We start from the raw sequence: 17,460 nt of genomic DNA, 5'->3' as shown, positions 1-17,460 counted from the left end.
ATATTACACCTATATACTTTCTCTATACAAAAAAAAGATGCTCAATTACAAATAATTGGGCATCTTTTTTGACTTAAAATAATATATTATTGATATTCACTGCCTGTTTACGAATCAATGCTATTGGTCAAAGTCCAGGAAATCGTTCCTTCATAACTTCCGCCGGTAGCATCAGAACGGACTTTCAAAAGAATTCCTGAATCTTGCAACCAATTGCCGGCGATATCAAAGATTCTGTCTTGATTGCTCAAGGTATTATCTTCTCCTAACAAAACTGGCTCACTATTCAATGGTACTTCAGTATTACCATCTCGGTAGATCAAACCGCCGGCTAAGGGCAACTTGCTTTTGGAATTTATCAATGATGAGGCTCGCACTTTTAAACTCCAAATCGAATTGAGACTTTCAACTTTCAAGTTCCACTTTCCTTTGCGATGGATCAACTGTGGTGCATAGGTTTGATTAACGTCCTGAAAACTGTAACTAGGATCACTCTGCAAATTCAAGACGGTTGTATCTTTATCAACGATCACTTCATAATCTACCTTATTCGAAAACCTGTGCTTTGCATCGGATACGTAAACTGTGATCGTATGCCGGCCTAGCGACAGAGAACTGGCCTTCATCATTATACTATAATGTTTTTGTTGAGAATCTTGGGTTATCGGTAACTCAGTCACATTGGGTGTCCCTTGATCGACCACCGTATGTAAGGACAGCTTATTATTATCAAACTTAGAACCCTTGGCATATTCGATCTTACCGTTCATTTCAAATTTTTGGCTATGTTGAACTTTCACAACCTTGGCGGAAGTAGCCGCTGCGGTCAAAGTATCTTCAACTGGATTAATACTGAACTGTGGACTCATAAGATCACCTTTGTAATGCGGACTAGAGAATGACGTGTGCGCTTGTTGAACATTGGTGACCTTTGAAGAGACATCGCTACCGATATCCGCATTACCAAATAGCTTGATTCGAACATTATTATTGTCATATCCCAGACTGTCGAGCTTAAAATTCAAGAACTTGACTGTCTTACCTTGGTCATCAAGCTCTTCACCCAGTTCATCCTGGGTAAGATCTATTGTCTTATCATTACAAATAACCTTCCCAATAACCCCATCGGCCTTGGGTTTAAAATCGACATAGTCTGGCAAGTTCATCTTGGTAGTTATTGGTCCAGTCTCAGCTAGTCCGGAATTATAATTCAGTAAATAATCGAATTCCAATTTGTCACCATTATTGACGTTCACATCTGCCTGCTGATTCTGATCATGATCAAGGATCTCTCGTTCTTGGGTGAAATCATACAGGCTCGAACTTGTTTTGATATCAGCAACAGCCGGAATGGATTCAAGCACAATTGCATTATTGGTATCTTTGGTTCCGGGTGAACCAGTAGCACTGGTGAAACCCCAACGGATCCTTTTTTGTCCAGGTTTCAAATGGAAATACTTAGTATCGATATCAATGTGATCACCTTTTTTACGAGGGCGCTTGTCCCAATAGCGGTATTTTCTGATGGAACCATCATAGTCTTTATCATCGAAGACATACGAAATATGCGCTATGGTACTGTCGCCACTTGGCGGCATGTATTTAAAAGTAAAATGATGCCAAACTTCCTTGATCTTATCGTTACCAGACAGAACTAAATTATTAATTACATCATGGTGTACCAAATCAAAATAATTGGTCCAGACATTTTGACCTTCGTGATAAGCACTGGCTTGATTGGGATAACTCCAGGCAATGTGCTGACCCTTATTCACAAAATCCTTGCCGCTTTTGAGACCATCGAAGAAATCACCTTGTTGCCAGATAAACCCCTGCCAAGTCATATTAGTATCATTGTGATGAGTATCAAACTCTAGAGCAAAACTATTCTTAATAGCACCATCCGCCATTTTCTGAGCAGTCGGTGAACCAAATCCACCCCAAACGCCGATAGTTTCACCAGTTTGGGGATACGACCCACCTAAGGCCGTCAGCTTCTTAGAAATAGCATCGATCCCGTTGGGGTCATTTTGGATAACAAACGCCATCCCATCTCCGGATCTCGTAAAGTCGTCGCCAAAATACATCCAGGCTGAAAAATTCTGTTCTTTAGTCACGTCAAAATAATTATACGGCGTATCCGGTGCATCAGCGGTCGCCATTTTACCCCAAATTGAGGCCAGCTGATTAGTCTTATCAGTCATTTGCACGACATCCGACTTGTTTCCAGCTTGACCTTTTTTGATAATCTTCAAACTATTAGGTACTGTACTATTGCCAGTGTACTTAGTTGGCGCCTCAAAATAATCCTCCAGATCCATCCCCGACGGTGTTGCTTTGAGAACATCAGATATGCTTGGATTAGCCTTAACTGTGGTAGTCGACTTGCCCAAGAAAAGAAAAAGAAGTATTGAAGCAACAACCAATATTACACAGTTCCTTCTCAATTGCTTGTTCATAACCATCTATATCCTCGTGAAATTATTCATATGTATCTATATAGATGTTACTTCTTATGACATGATATTTATATAAAAAATTCAAACGAATTTGTTGTATTTTGATATAAGCATTTTTGTAGTTTTTGATGCCGCTGATGATGGTCAACAATTCCATCTGCCGTGGACCGGCCTCAGTCTTCGTCTTCGGCCTCGCTTTGAAGCCTGTAGTCTTCAAAGTCGTCCAGTGTTCTAAGCGATAAATCGCTAAGAACACTTTTACGGCGGATTCCATTGTTGACCATCCTCAGCTAAACTTGTATTACTTCTATATTTATTAGCAACCACTAATACTTTACTGTTCAAATTTTATACTTTCTCAGAGCAAAAAAATGCACACCACAATATTATATCGTGATGTGCTATTTTGTTTGTACTATTCAAATTAGCTGAAGGTCAGCAGTAATGGAATCCGTGGCGATTGTGGTGTTAATGCGGGTGGTTTTCCCACATTTACAGCACGGATGTCTTTCTTGATTTGCGATTTATGCAAAGCAAGAAAGCAAAGTTCGAGACCGCTTTTTGGCTCGGACTGGCCCCGCCACAGATGGAATTACTGCTGACCGGAAGCGGCAAAACAACCACCACTTCAAATTGTATTGCTCAAACACCAATCGATCAGCCCAGTATAATGACCGCCCAGTGGGTTAGGCAAAACTCTCAACAAGATACCATTAGTTGGCTTCCAGTTGCCGCTGATATCATAATCGTTCGTCAATGCCTCAGTCTGATTATCGATCAAAACATACGAATCCATATCGTGGGCTATATCGTCTTTGCCTACAAAAATCATATTGCCCTTTAAATTGCCAATATCATTTCCTTCAGCATCTTTCCCCACCATATCAGTAGCCTTAGCCGACAATGACCAAGCGGAATCAACACTGTTGACGCCTAGCTTCCACTTACCAGCTCGTTTTACCGTTCTAATTTCACTACTTGTGTTTATCGACTGAAAAGCATAGTCATCGTGGATCAAATCAGCTGATTTCGCCAAATACTCCAAGTTGTAAGTAACCACGTTGGACTGGCGATCACGCTGGTCTTTAACGTAAACTTCTATTTGATATTTGCCCGGTTCGGTTATACCAAGACTGTCCATGGAAAAGTTCTGAACTAAATCTTGCTCCAAAACCTTAGAAAACTCATCTTGAATCGGAGCACTGATATTATCCTTGATAACTTGTGTTCCATCCTGATTCATTACTTTCATCTTCCAAGTCAGATCCGTGCTGCTAAAAGTAACATTGCCATCATAAGTGATGTGAGCCGGAATATTAACGGCCTTTAACGCCTGAACCGCTGTTAGGTCTGGATTATCAGTCGACAATACTGGATTGACTGCCGTCACATTGACCAAATACGTCAGTACGTTAGAGGCAATGCCATTTTGATCGATCACCTGAATATTAACCGAATGCTGCCCCACTGGTAATTTTTCCGCATCCGCAATATCTAAGGAGAATTCTCCGTCTTTACTCAAAGTATCCTTATAAGTAGTTGGTTCTCCGTTATCGACTGTCATTAAGATCGACATATTCTCATTCTTGATAACGGTGGAATCATCATACGACATCGTTCCGGCAAAGTTAGCAGTATCACCCACCCCGATATTTTGATTGAGAGCTGATGTCGACTTGATCGATAAGTGGCGAGGTTCAGAGATGATATAGAAGTTAGGCGTGTTCAGATCTCCCTTGTACAAGTCACCCTTTATCAAAGCATGCGCACTGGCAACTGTCGTTTTGTTACTGTTAGTTTCGATCTTAGTAACGCCAGTGATTTCGACCTTGGCACCTTTTAGACCGTTATTCAAACCACGTTTCAGTCTGTGACTAAGCACACCATTGGTCACCTCTGAAGCTGGTATTGGTTCAATTTTTCCATCTGAATAAACCACATTGCCAATATCTCCTGTTGTATTGTAGACGATATTCTTCGGTAGATTTATCGTGGCGACCGTATTCAATAAGTCATTTTGACCAGATAAATAATTCAAGTTATAACTGAATTTGATCAAGTTATTATTGTAACTCTTGGCGTCTCCTTCTTTGATCTCCCGATTACCTTGAGAGACATTGTAGACCTTTACTTCCGAACTGGCGTTGACTAATGACGGCATAGTCTCAAACACTGCCATATTCAAGGATGCACTAGCTCCAGTGGAACCGGTGAAACCATATCTTAACTTAGTATCAGTCACACCATTCGCATCTTTATCAAAATGAAAATTAGCTAAGTCCAGATCGACAGTGTTAGAATACGGCTGATCAGCTGGAGTACTCAACATCGATCCCGGTTCTCCATTAGTCTTCTTATCATTGAATGAATAAGTTAAACTAGCCTTGGTCGATCCAGTAACCGGCGGTTGATAGTCAATTGATAAGTGATGCCACGAATTATCACCAGTAGTACCACGCGTTAGATTTAAATATTGTTTGGCGTCATTATGAACTAGCTTGAAAACAGCACCAGTGGTCCAATTGTACTCGTAAGTACCTGCTAAAGCTGGATAATTCCAGGCCATGTGTTGATTACCTTTCGATGTTGATTCAAAATCATAATCAAAGTAACTTCCTAATTCCGGCGTCGAATTCCGATTCAAAAAAGTATCGAATTCCAGTGCCCAAGAATTTTGAATGGCATTCGCTGCCACGACTGATGGTTTAGTTTGAGTTTTGTCGACATCCGGTCCCCATACACCTAAAGTTTCACCATCTACCGGCTTATTATTATAGGTAGTAATTGCATATTCCTTGCGGGGATCGTTTTGAAGAACCAAAGCAATTCCATCAGCTGGCAATTCACCATGACCAAAATACAACCACATTGACAATTTTTGTGGTATCGCCGTATTAATGTAATTGCCCTTATCAATATCACTCCAAATAGAGCTCAATTGCTTAGTTCCACTAGTCAATTGAACCGCATCAGATTCCGAATAATTAGGATTCTGTCCCCTGATTATCGTGGCATGGTTCGGATAATTAGCCATAAAATTATCAACATATGTAAAATAAGAATCCTTACCGTCACCATTCATCAGTGCCAATCCCTGTGGAGTTGCCTTCCTCCCATCAGCATCCAGATCAGCACGAACAGGCATCGCAGAGAATTTCAAACTTAAAAGTACACAAAATAAAATAGTGCCCAAAATAGACATTATCAATTTCTTTCTATTCCTCATTTGGCTCCCTCTCATGACAAATATATTTATAGTATATGTGGTAAAAATATATTCATTATTAACATAACCTATATCAAAATGAAAATGGTTCCACATCAGAAAATAAAAAATTACCAAAAATGACATTTTTTAGTAAAAATACAGTTTATAAATAATGTTATGAATTAGATAGCCCAATTAATAATATATTTTTTAAACAAAAATAAATTATTTATTATATCAACAAAAATTAAAAAGAAGCCAAAAAAAATACCTGCGAGCAACTTCAGCATGAAGTTGCCAGCAGGCATTTTTGTATCAATATATCTATCTGACTGAAGAACATCCAAACAAGTCGGAGGGAAAAAGTGAAAAACTCCAGCAGTGCCAGTGGTGTAGAACGAGCGAGTTACTCGTTCGTACAGCACCGACGTATTTTGGAATTCGCGTACCTTGCGAAGTCCAAAATCGAGCTTGGAGACCAAGGCTCCAAGCGGTCGCACAGCAGGAGATTTTTCACTTTTTCCCGGAGACGACACCCAACTTAAACACTCTCCACCAAATTCCAAGAAATCAAACTCTTATAAATCCCAGGACTATTAAAAGAGCGCAAGTCTAACAAAATACCATCGTCATATCCCCAATCACTAGAAACATCAGTAATCTGAGGCAAATTATCTCCCGAATACTTACCAGAAGCAATCAACGTATTTTGCAGATCAGAAGTATCATTTCCACTAACAAAAATCATATTACCGTTCAAAGTCTCGGCAGCTTTGCCATCATCGAAGTTTTGAACAAAGTTTCCACCGGTAGCTGTCAGCTTCCAGTCAGACTTCAAACTAGTAACATCAACATCCCAATCACCAGAACGATGAATGTAACCAGCCTTCTCTGCTCCGGAATTGATCGTTTCAAACTTATAATCATCCACATTGAGCTTAAGATATTTTTCCAAAACCGTAATATTATAAGTCAATTCAGATGACTTCCGGCCGTATGGGTCAACACCGTACATCTTTACCGTGTGAGCTCCGGAACTAGTCTTCCCTTGGAGTACTGAAGAAGCCATTGGGTCGATCTCATATGGTGTCTTAACATCAGCAGTCGGATCAGCGAACTTCACGGTTTCCGGTTCGTTATCCACCTGTTCATAAAATGTCAGATCATCCTTACCTAATAAGTAATCAGGATTATCAGGATATTCATAACTCAATGACAAATGGCTCCCGTCAAGATCAGTGATCGTTGGATTCAATTCATCCGAAGAAATCTTCGGTGTGATTTTTGGCACATTGATGACATACTTGACCTTACCATAATGCCCGGCACTATCAGTGACAGTAACATCGATCGTATTCTTACCTTCAGTCAGCACTAAGCCTTGATAATTATTGTCATCCGCCATGAAGTCATCAATATTGTCGATATTATCTTTGGCAGCAATTGGCTTCAAATCAAAACTAAACTTATCATCACTCACCGTCGTAGTAACTGGAGCTTGCGGATCACGGCCTTCATTAGTTACTTGATAAGTAACTGTCGGGTCGCCACTTTCGAGGTAGGATCCATCTTCATGAACAAAAGTTCCAGAGATCGTCTGATCCTTATTGTTCGTAACTGTTCTAGTCAGATCCGTTGTCGGTGTAATGACCAAAGAATTGTCAGGTTTAACAACGATCTCGTAAGTTATTGTATTTGAGATGCGATGACCAGAATCTGTTAAATAAAGTTTCACTTCATGTGTACCAGTTCCTAGAACACTGCCACTCAGTGCCAACAAATAATTACCTTGAGTCGCATCGGCAGCAACTGACAAAGTACCATCTTCTAGTGCTTTGCCATCAACAGAAGTATGAACAGTTAAATCCTTACCATCGAACTTGCTACCTTTTTGATAGCTGACAGTTCCCGCTAATTGCGCCGATTCGTCCGACTTGATAGTCTTATTCAACTCATCGGTATTGTTAATAACTAACGATTCATTATTGATAATGAACTTCGGTGACATGGCATCATTGGTATAATGCTTGCTTCGATAAGCAGTGTGGGCTGGTTCTACCGTTGTAGAAGTTGCGGTAGCAGTATCCGGCACACTGGCGGTCCCAATTAATTCGATCTTAGCTGAAGGATTAGCTTCTGCCAAACTATCCAAGGTTAGATTGACGCTAGTTCCATCACTGCTCAAAGCTGAACTAGGGATATCGACAGTCTTATCGCCATAAACTATCTGACCAATATTTCCGTCACCATCCGGAGTGAAGTCAACGTTCTTAGGAAGGTTGACCGTTGTAGTGATATCACCTGTACCAATAAGTCCTGAACTATAATCCAGTGAATAATCGAATCTTAATTTGTCGCCGTTATTTACATTGGCGTCTGCCGATGAATTACGATCCAAATCAGGAATATCTCTATTTTGCGTAATATCGAATAATCCTGTAGTCGATAAGACGTTAGCTATCGCTGGAATCGATTCAAAGATGACCGCTTGTGGTTGATCAACCGTGTTATATGAACCGTCAGTAGCCGTGATACCCCAACGAATCTTGGTTTGACCAGATTTTAATCCTAATTTACTTAGATCTATTTCAACCGGCGTATGAACACCACCGACACCGATACCATCCCATTGAGAATAAGGATTTATCGTTCCATCATATGTCTTATCAGCGAAGGCAATCGACATATGAGCCGTTGTGCTGCCACTTGAAGTTGGTGGATAATAATTAAAAGTAACGTGCTTCCAAGCTGTATCTACCTCATCATAATTTTCTGCAACAATGTAAGTATTATTCTTTGGATCTAGCGGCTCCATAGTATAGTAATAACCGGTTATATTTTTCCAACCCAAAATCCCTCCAGTAGTATTTATAAGAGTACTAAAATTACCAGCCTGCTGATAAGTATTCGCTGAACCTGGATAGTTCCATGCCACATGTTGACCTTTACCTACATACGTATCATTCTTTTTTAATCCATCCAAATCATTATTAAGCAAACTGCTACTACTAGATGCAGTTTCATTACGTGCAGCATCAAATTCAATAGCAATACTATTCTGGATTGCACCTTTGGCATAATCAGTTGTAGTGCTGGCAGTTGAAGGACTACCACCACCTGACCAAACCCCCAATGATTCCCCAGTATCAGGTGTAGTACCGTCAGTACTTATTCCCTTAGCAATAGCATTGTACCCATCACTATCGTTTTGAAGCACAAATGCCATCCCGTCAGTATTGGCCGTAGTGACCCCTTGCTTACTGGACCCTTGGCCAAAGTACATCCAAGCGGATATAGTCTGTCGCTTGCTCAGATCTAAGTAGTTATAATTATAATTACCATCTGTCGCGTTACTGCCATCTTCCATGGCCTTCCCCCAAATAGAAGCCACTTGATTAGGACTACCAGTCATTTTGACGATATCACTAGGATATTCATTATTATTGAATAATTTGATACTGTTATTCACGACCTTGCCACTAGTTCCTGAATAACTCGTTGGATATTGGAAGTAATCGTCCAACTTTATTCCGGCGGGAGCGGCGTTGAAAACATCCTTCTCGGTCAGAACTGCAGCTTTAATGACTGTTATATTAGTCATTACAAGCAATAAAGCCAAAAATGGCAATACGAATAAAATTTTTCCCATTTTATTTTTCATAAGCAAATCCTCATCTTAAATAAATATACTTATCCCTCAGATCAATCAAATAACACAATACGTATAATTGTTATTTAATTAATTATTAGTTTATATAATACATTATGTATATCATTTAAATTTTCCAATAACTATAAGAATTTATATTTAAAAATGAAATTATAATTAGGGCAAAAAAATAGACTTGTTACAAATCATCGTGATCTGTAAACAAGTCTATTTGAATTAACTACTTAATAACTGTGTATCCATCGCGAACTTCAAACAATGAACTAGTTGATTCGTCCATCTCTGTCATTCTGATAGAGTCTCCAAGTAAGTCTGTAACTGACAAGATCTTCAACTTAGCGAATTTGCATTCTTCAGGAACAACGATCGAATCTGTTACAACGATTTCTTTAAGTTCTGAGTTTTGTAGATCTTTGGCAGCGTTCTTAGAGAAAATTGGGTGGGTAGCAGCGGCATAAACATCAACTGCTCCAGCTTCCTTCAAGGCTTCTGCACTATTTATCATTCTTGTACCAGTATCAATTAAGTCATCTACGATAACGCAATGTTTGCCTTCAACGTCACCGATGACACCAGGAACAATATCTTCCATTTCAGTTGATCTTTGATCAACGATAGCAATTTGTGAACCGAATACTTCTGCCAAGGCACGCGCACGTTTCATTGAGTTATGATCAGGTGCAACGAAGACGAAGTCATCTTGCTTGTCGTCCATCTTGTCCATGAAGTACTTGGCGAAGATAGGCATGGCACGTAAGTGATCGACAGGAATGTCGAAGAATCCTTGGATTTGATCAGCGTGCATATCCAACGCAATAACACGGTCAACTCCACCCATTTCTAGCAAGTTAGAGAATAACTTAGCTGAGATAGGTTCACGTGCACGAGACTTTCTATCTGAACGTGTATATGCGAAGTAAGGCAATACACAAATAATTTGTTTCGTACTTGCACGTCTTAGAGCATCAACGGCAATCATTAATTCCATGAAGTTGTCGTTAACTGGATCTGAAACTGAATGAATGATGTAAACGTCTTTTCCACGAATACTCTCATTGATTTGAATATTGATTTCTCCATCTGCGAAGTGAGAAACGGATGCGTCCAACAATGGAACACCCATATATTCAGAAATTCTCTTGGCTAATGGTTGATTACCATTCAAAGAAAGTAAAGCAATTTTATCTAATGATGTATTAGACATATCTGGTCTGTCCTCCAAAATTATATTAATACTGGTCGATCAATGGGCTTACTTTCGTCCGCAATCACAAGGCCCATATCATTATCCGTCATGACACGTTCCTTATTGCGTACGGCAGACTGCGAGACGATTGTAAACTTATAGTTCAATTTTACACTTAATTGAAGGTACTTATCCAGTATATACGAGTCAATTTTACCATTTAAATACAAATGATACTGCGGATACTTCTTCATAACGTTTTCAACCGTCTTTACATTCGCGTCATTTTTTAACTGTGCTATTGTCAGAGCAATACCTACACGTTCTGCAAAGTTTCCGAGAAACTTATTTTTTTCGTCCGGTTTTAATTGCGGCTTGCCAAAAATATTTTTCTTAATATAATCCTCAACATTAGTCATTGATTTCCACCTTTCGAACTGTTATTCCTATTATACATACTATGATAACGGTATAATAGGAATAAAGAAAGGATGTGTTATCTATGGATGAAATGGTATTTTTTAACCCTGGTGACGCAATTGCTAACTCAAAAGATTTTGGAGAGGCAGTTCGTGGAGCACAAATTTATAAAGCTAAAGATCCTTATGAATCATCCTTGATCGTTGCGGAAGATGTTTCCGACAAGAAGAGTTTCGTCGTCTACTTCGCAAAGGATGAGAAGTCTCAAGTCAAAGATTCAGATAAATCAGTTATTCCTTATCATTTGAAGAAAAAAATCTAAATTTTTAACAAAGTTATAAACAGCAAGGCGGCAATCGTCTGAACACTACCGACTGCTAATCCATAAATCAAGAATCTAGGCCCTTCTTTTAAGAACTTCGCTAGATCAAGTCGCAAGCCGATTGCTGCTAAAGCTGTCGTTTCAAACCAAGTGCTGACCACGTGCGCACTATCACCAAAGATCGTCGGCATCGTAGTCACACTGTTAATAATGCAAATGATCAAGAATGCCAAGACGTACCAAGGAATCGGCATTCTTGTTTTTTTATGCGTATTTACCGGCACACTAGAATTGTGATTCACTTTCTTTTCGAAGAAGAAGACCACAGCGACCAGCATAATGATTCGAGTTATCTTGAATAACATCGCATACTTAACCGTTTGCGAATCGATCAAGCTTGCACCTGCAACTACTTGCCCCACTGATTGTAACGTTCCCCCAAGCAAGGCACTCTTACTGAGCAGACTGTCGCCAAAAACCGCCAGACCAAGAAATGGCAGTGTCAGCATCATTACTGTTCCCAACAAATTAACTAATGTGATGATCTGCCCTTTCTCTTCATCATCAGCGTCAATTGCCGGAGCGATCGCCCCAATAGCAGAAGATCCGCAGACAGCATTTCCTCCAGCCATCATCAAGGACATCTTCTCACTAAAACCTAGCTTGCGCCCGATCGCATAAGCTGAAATAATAACAGTAGTCATCATCATGAGAATGTACACCAATCCAGGTACTCCCATCTCAGCGATGGTTTGGAAGGTCACGGTAAAGCCTAACAATACGACTGAATATTCCAACAACTTGCTCTCGGAAAACTTAGTCCCGATCGAAAGAGTCGACTGCTTAAAAAAAGTATTCCCCAAAATAATTCCTAATAAAATTGCGATCGTTGCTCCTCCAAGACTCGGCAACCAAATTGCCGCAACTTTCGCAATAATCGCTACCACTACTGATAATCCCAGTCCTGGTAAGGTTGCAATGACTTTTTGCATCCTTGTATCCTTACTAGTTTCTAAATCCATATACTTAACCTCCTATGACAGTCTCTTAAGTATATCGGTAGAACTACGATTAAATTATTCGATAACCTAATAGCTTCCATTAATAATCCTGATAGGAGTTGATCATCATCCTTAAACTATTAGAAACTTTCAAAACCGTTTATGAGACTAAGAGCTTCTCGAAAGCCTCAAAAATATTGTTCGTCTCACAACCAACCGTCTCATCGCAAATAATGCAGCTGGAGAATGATCTCAATATCAAACTATTCATTCGCAACGGTCGCCAAAAGATCCTCGCCACCCCGCAAGCAGATATCCTCTACAAACGAGCTATCGACTTGATCGACGACTGGGAAGATCTCAGACAAGAGATCCGTCACGACGCTGACAAAAAAATCTCTTGTGATATCGGCGCTTCGCACACCTTTGCCATCTACCTATTACCGATCCTTCTACCAAAACTCTACAAGAAATTCCCTAACATCCACTTTACTATTCGGATGATGAATTCAATGGAAGTTCTCGAGAGCATTGAAGCCAGCAATCTAGACTTCGGATTCATCGAGAAGCCACTGGCTGCCAGTAACATCAAGCGTACTAGCTTATGCGATGATCAATTAGTCTTAGTCGACAATGGCGATCCTTGGTTAGTGAGAGAACCATCATCTGGGGTTTACTACTACACTAAGCAGTACTTAGCTGAGAACAATATCACTGAACCTAAGATGGAAGTGAAAAATAATGAAATGATCGTCAGACTTTTGAAGCAAAATTTTGGCAAGTCGATTATTTCTAAGCGAGCCGCTGAAGGTTTGGATTACCAAATGTTGAATTACAAATACGAACGAAAATTCTATTTAATGCGCTCTGAAAGTCATCATTTCGATGATATCGACGAGTGTATCAATTACACTATCAAGACTTGTCGTGGGTTGTTTTGATGCTTTGTGGTTTTTGATGCCGCTGAGGATGGTCAACAATTCCATCTGCCGTGGACCGGCCTCAGTCTTCGTCTTCGGCCTCGCTTTGAAGCCTGCAGTCTTCAAAGTCGTCCAGTGTTCTAAGCGATAAATCGCTAAGAACACTTTTACGGCGGATTCCATTGTTGACCATCCTCAGCTAATTTCGTATTACTTCTATTTTCTAATATCTGCTTACCAACAAAATAATATCGAATTTTTTTATACCCAAAAAGAATAAAACAGTGTGCCCTGACAAATGAATAGATGATATATTCATTTGCCAGAACACACTGTTTTTATATAGTCGATAAATTGAGCTGGAGGTCAGCAGTAATGGAATCCGTGGCGATTGTGGTGTTAATGCGGGCGGTCTTCCCGCATTTACAGCACGGATGTCTTTCTTGATTTGCGATTTGTGTAAAGCAAGAAAGCAAAGTTCGAGACCGCTTTTTGGCTCGGGCTGGTCCCGCCACAGATGGAATTACTGCTGACCAGAAGCGGCATCAGAACCAGAATCCAATACTATTCCAACGTCACACTCCCGTTAATTTGTTAAAATATAGTTGCACAAAGTTTTACTCGATTTGTTCTCGATTGTCCTTGTCCAAACGAGAATCTCTGATCGTCTTGTAAACCCGCAAATTGGCAACACCAACATCACGGACATTTTCCATCGCAAACTTGCGTGTAATACTGTCCTTGCGTGAAACATAATGATACAGAGGAATATTGTCGAGATAAAACTTCTTCGCAACAGTCGCATATTCAACGTTAAAAACTTGATCTTCCATCAAATCCAGATCCGTCTGAAAGTGGATCGAGTTAGCTTCGATCAGGCTGCGACGATAAACTTTGTTCCAAGTGTATCCCATGATCGTGCCACTGATCTTGGTTATCTGTTTGATAGCTTCATCACGGTCAACGAAGCCGTTTTGACGCTTATCGGACTTGACCTTGCTCTTGCCGTTTTCGTTATCAATAAAGAAACCGCACGTTGCAAGATCAACGTCAGTATTTTCAAAAACGGTTAAAAAGAAATCAACATATCCCGGTTCTAACCAATCATCGCCATCGATAAAAGTGACAAGATTGCCAGAGATATGCTTTAGTCCAGTGTTTCTAGCTGCTGAAACACCAGAATTATTAGTGTGAGCATACGACGATATCCAATCGTACTTAGCTTCATAACTTGCGATAATATCCAACGTACTATCGGTCGAACAGTCGTCCACCACGATCAATTCAAAATTCTTATTAGTTTGAGCGACCAATGAATCAAGTGTCGACACAACATAGCTGGCAACGTTATAAGTTGTCATTATGATTGAAAGTTTATTATTTACCATTAAATCACCTTAATAGTATTTTACTTCGAAAGACCTATAATACGCAACGAATCCGAGGAGGAAAAAACATGAAACGAATTTTAAATCTTGACGGAGCCATAAACTTACGTGAATTGGGAGGATATAAAACCACTGATGGTAAACAAATTAAATATAATAAACTCCTTCGTTCAGGAGATATAAGTAATTTAACTCCACAAGCTTTAAATTACCTTAAAAAATACGGCTTAAAGTACGTGGTGGATTTTCGTGGCGATCGAGAACAACAAGTTTGGGCAGATCAGAGTACTGATTTTTACCAAATTTATTCCGACCCGGTTTATCCATTAATGGGCAATGGTGACAAGCTAGCCAGTGCTTTGAGCAACACTCAATCCTACTTAGGCATGATCTATCAAAGTGTCCTATTAGACAAATACGGACAACGTGCCTACGCTTTATTATTTGAATTATTATTAGAAAATAATCAAGAAAAAAAATCCTTACTATTTCACTGTGCCGCCGGAAAAGATCGAACTGGCATGGCTGCCATTTTGATTCTCAAAGCCCTGGGTGTCGACGATGAGACCATTGCCCGTGACTACTTGTTGACTAACTTGATGTATTCCGATTCTGAAACTATCGAAAAAACTCTAAACGATAAGAATGGTAATCAAGACATCAACAAGATGAACATGACTAAGGCTGACTTAGAGAGTATTACTTCGGTTTTTGACGCGATAAAACACTATTATGGAAGCTTCGAGAATTATCTAACTCAAGCTTTGCATTTTGACAAAACTAAGTTGCAAAGATTAAAAGATATTTATTTGGAAGACTAAGCACACATTCTCAGCGACGGCTGAGATTTTTTTGTATAATGGAGGTTCGATATGTGAAAGTTTCATGAACTTTCACACCAACATCTTTATACAAGTATATTTATCTTGTATACTAAAGTCTGTTAATACAATGGAGGAATGAGAATGTTTTGTCCAAATTGCGGCCACAAAGTTGACGTATCACAAAAGTTCTGTGACAACTGTGGCTATGATCTAACTTCAATTAAAACTAAACGTAACGAAGAAAAACAAGCAGCTTCAAAAAAAGACGATGACACTATCAAATCATTGTCCGATATCGAAGCAGAATTAAATGATTCTGAACCTGAAAAAGTAACTTCTGAATCCAAACCTAAATACGAGCAAGCTCCTGCTCAACAAAGAGAATACAGCTCGGTGAAGCCTGCTTCAGAAGTAGTTCACAAAAAGCCTGTCGTCAAACCAACTACTCCTAAGTACGATTCCGTTCGTACTTTTGACAGTACCAAAAAGGTCCCTGATGAAGCCTTGGAGGACCGTACAGTTGCCTATGATAAGGATGCTTTTCGACAAGCTGCTGCTAAGCCTTATGCAGCACCGAGAACTTCTAATCCTACTCATGCTTCACAACAGCACGAATCATCAGCTCTTAACACTACTCAAGACTTTAAGAATCGACTCTTCAAAAACGGCGAGGATCCTTTCAAGCCTACCAAGAGTGAATTAAAGAAGATGAAAGAACAAAAGAAGCGTGAACAAGCCGAGAATGATACTAATGATGGTTTGATCCATAACATGGGTAAATTTGCGAAGAACAATGCTTATCTTGGGATCTTTGCAGTTATTATCGTGGCTATCTTACTAGTAGTCAAAAGAAACTACGGTTTCATCGCCTTAGCAATCGTCTTATTGCTCTGGTTCTTAGCTTCACAAGTCAGCCATGGTAATGAAATGAGTGCCAACAAAAAGTTCAAACGTGATAACAGTCATACTTCCGATGGCCAACCACAACAATATCAAGAAGAATACAAGAAGCCTAAGAAGCAAAAAGTCACTGATTCTTCACACGGTAAGAACACTCGTCAAAAAGTCATCATCGGTTCATCTATCATTGGCTTCGCCGCATCGATCGGTGGTCCTTTCATCAACGGAGTTTCACTATCAAGTACCATTGCTTCAGCCGCTAGTTATACTGCTAACTTCGGTTATCAATACAGTACTTTGATCGTGAACTTATCTTCAGCTATCCGTCTGATCTGTTTCTTATCACCAGTAATTGCTTTGATCGCAGCCTGTTTCAGAAATCGTGGCAGTATCAGAATGGTTCGATTATTCACTGTTCTACCAACGATCATCTACGCTTTAGTCTTTGCAATCTTCTACTCTGGTGCAGTCAACTCATCAGTTATCACCGGACAGACTGCTGTCGGTGGAACTCAATTCGGTGCCAGCTTCTACATCTTGCTAGTAACTTCGATTGTGTCATTGATCATGGCATATTCATTGCATCCCAGAATGAAAGCTTAGAAAAATATACATTGAGTACAAATACCTAGTCGTCCACGTTTTGGACGGCTTTTTTGTTTGCATTTATAAGTTTGCCTGCTATAATTTGGGTTAAGAAAATCAAATATGTTTAAACACGTTCGATTTTCGAAAACCCATTTCTTTAGTTCCATATAAAGACTGAGTTTGCATGTTCCAATTCCTCACCGGCTTAAAAGAACCGACGTTGCGGAATATGTATCGGAGTACCACAATGAATGGGATTAAAGACAAGGGGGCACCCCCTTGTTTTTAAAATTTAATATATACGGGGATGAATAAGAATCAATACCATACAAGTTAAGGATTCGTTCTTTTCAATCATCCGTAGAGCTGGCGGATCGATTGGAAAGACGAGTTTTCGAATAGAAGCTGTAGTCATTTGATTGCCAGCCTAATCATTATATAAACCCTCCCGAGATACAAAAATTTAGTTAAAAAAATTCCAAATAAGGTGATAACAATGTTATATAATGCCTCTCTGATAATTTTAAGCATCTTTTTAATAATAATTACGATAGGCATGGCCTATTTGGGAATT

The 17,460-nt window shown here is 39.6% G+C and carries 14 protein-coding genes; 4 read left to right on the top strand and 10 right to left on the bottom strand.

The features are described from left to right. Positions 1–107: 107 nt before the first annotated feature. The 7 genes from U8519_RS07765 to U8519_RS07735 form a co-directional block, all read right to left on the bottom strand. Entirely contained in the window at positions 108–2,459 is a 2,352-nt protein-coding gene (locus U8519_RS07765; RefSeq protein WP_334329751.1) for a lectin-like domain-containing protein, read from the bottom strand. A 22-nt stretch (positions 2,460–2,481) separates the two neighbouring features. Further along, a complete protein-coding gene (locus tag U8519_RS07760; RefSeq protein ID WP_334329750.1) occupies positions 2,482–2,733 on the bottom strand; it encodes a hypothetical protein in 252 nt (83 codons plus the stop codon). Positions 2,734–3,087: 354 nt separating this feature from the next. Continuing rightward, on the bottom strand, positions 3,088–5,685 hold the full coding sequence (locus U8519_RS07755; protein ID WP_334329749.1) for a hypothetical protein: 2,598 nt from the start codon (positions 5,683–5,685) through the stop codon (positions 3,088–3,090). 164 nt (positions 5,686–5,849) lie between these two features. Next, positions 5,850–6,233 (bottom strand): hypothetical protein, encoded by a 384-nt coding sequence (locus U8519_RS07750; protein WP_334329748.1) that lies wholly within the window; start codon positions 6,231–6,233, stop codon positions 5,850–5,852. Beyond that, positions 6,209–9,328, bottom strand: coding sequence for a hypothetical protein (locus U8519_RS07745; RefSeq protein WP_334329747.1), 3,120 nt, complete (start codon positions 9,326–9,328; stop codon positions 6,209–6,211). The genes U8519_RS07750 and U8519_RS07745 overlap by 25 nt, the downstream gene beginning before the upstream one ends. Before the next feature lie 229 nt (positions 9,329–9,557). Next, positions 9,558–10,541 (bottom strand): ribose-phosphate diphosphokinase, encoded by a 984-nt coding sequence (locus U8519_RS07740; protein WP_334329746.1) that lies wholly within the window; start codon positions 10,539–10,541, stop codon positions 9,558–9,560. A gap of 20 nt (positions 10,542–10,561) precedes the next feature. After that, on the bottom strand, positions 10,562–10,942 hold the full coding sequence (locus U8519_RS07735; RefSeq protein WP_334329745.1) for a YueI family protein: 381 nt from the start codon (positions 10,940–10,942) through the stop codon (positions 10,562–10,564). 83 nt (positions 10,943–11,025) lie between these two features. On the opposite strand from U8519_RS07735, the gene U8519_RS07730 reads away from it, so the two are divergent. Further along, the gene (locus U8519_RS07730; RefSeq protein ID WP_334329744.1) at positions 11,026–11,265 is read left to right on the top strand and encodes a hypothetical protein; all 240 of its coding nucleotides are present in this window, start codon (positions 11,026–11,028) and stop codon (positions 11,263–11,265) included. On the opposite strand, the gene U8519_RS07725 is transcribed toward U8519_RS07730, so the two are convergent. After that, complete coding sequence (locus U8519_RS07725; protein WP_334329743.1) at positions 11,262–12,287, bottom strand: YeiH family protein; 1,026 nt, start codon at positions 12,285–12,287, stop codon at positions 11,262–11,264. The two genes, U8519_RS07730 and U8519_RS07725, sit on opposite strands and share 4 nt — an antisense overlap. Before the next feature lie 98 nt (positions 12,288–12,385). Between U8519_RS07725 and U8519_RS07720 the strand changes: the two genes are divergently transcribed. Next, positions 12,386–13,207 (top strand): LysR family transcriptional regulator, encoded by an 822-nt coding sequence (locus tag U8519_RS07720; RefSeq protein ID WP_334329742.1) that lies wholly within the window; start codon positions 12,386–12,388, stop codon positions 13,205–13,207. Here U8519_RS07720 and U8519_RS07715 read toward each other — a convergent pair. Next, on the bottom strand, positions 13,124–13,369 hold the full coding sequence (locus tag U8519_RS07715) for a hypothetical protein (RefSeq protein WP_334329741.1): 246 nt from the start codon (positions 13,367–13,369) through the stop codon (positions 13,124–13,126). The two genes, U8519_RS07720 and U8519_RS07715, sit on opposite strands and share 84 nt — an antisense overlap. A 434-nt stretch (positions 13,370–13,803) precedes the next feature. Next, positions 13,804–14,574, bottom strand: a complete 771-nt coding sequence (locus U8519_RS07710; protein WP_334329740.1) for a glycosyltransferase family 2 protein — start codon at positions 14,572–14,574, stop codon at positions 13,804–13,806. 68 nt (positions 14,575–14,642) lie between these two features. Between U8519_RS07710 and U8519_RS07705 the strand changes: the two genes are divergently transcribed. Both U8519_RS07705 and U8519_RS07700 read left to right on the top strand, forming a co-directional pair. Next, on the top strand, positions 14,643–15,395 hold the full coding sequence (locus U8519_RS07705) for a tyrosine-protein phosphatase (protein WP_334329739.1): 753 nt from the start codon (positions 14,643–14,645) through the stop codon (positions 15,393–15,395). A 144-nt stretch (positions 15,396–15,539) separates the two neighbouring features. Next, complete coding sequence (locus U8519_RS07700; protein WP_334329738.1) at positions 15,540–16,901, top strand: zinc-ribbon domain-containing protein; 1,362 nt, start codon at positions 15,540–15,542, stop codon at positions 16,899–16,901. Positions 16,902–17,460 lie beyond the last annotated feature (559 nt).

Source organism: Companilactobacillus sp. HBUAS59699 (assembly GCF_036913575.1).
Classification (GTDB): Bacteria; Bacillota; Bacilli; order Lactobacillales; family Lactobacillaceae; genus Companilactobacillus.
The sequence above is the reverse complement of the archived record's forward strand: the minus strand, read 5'-3'. Positions and strand labels throughout refer to the sequence as shown.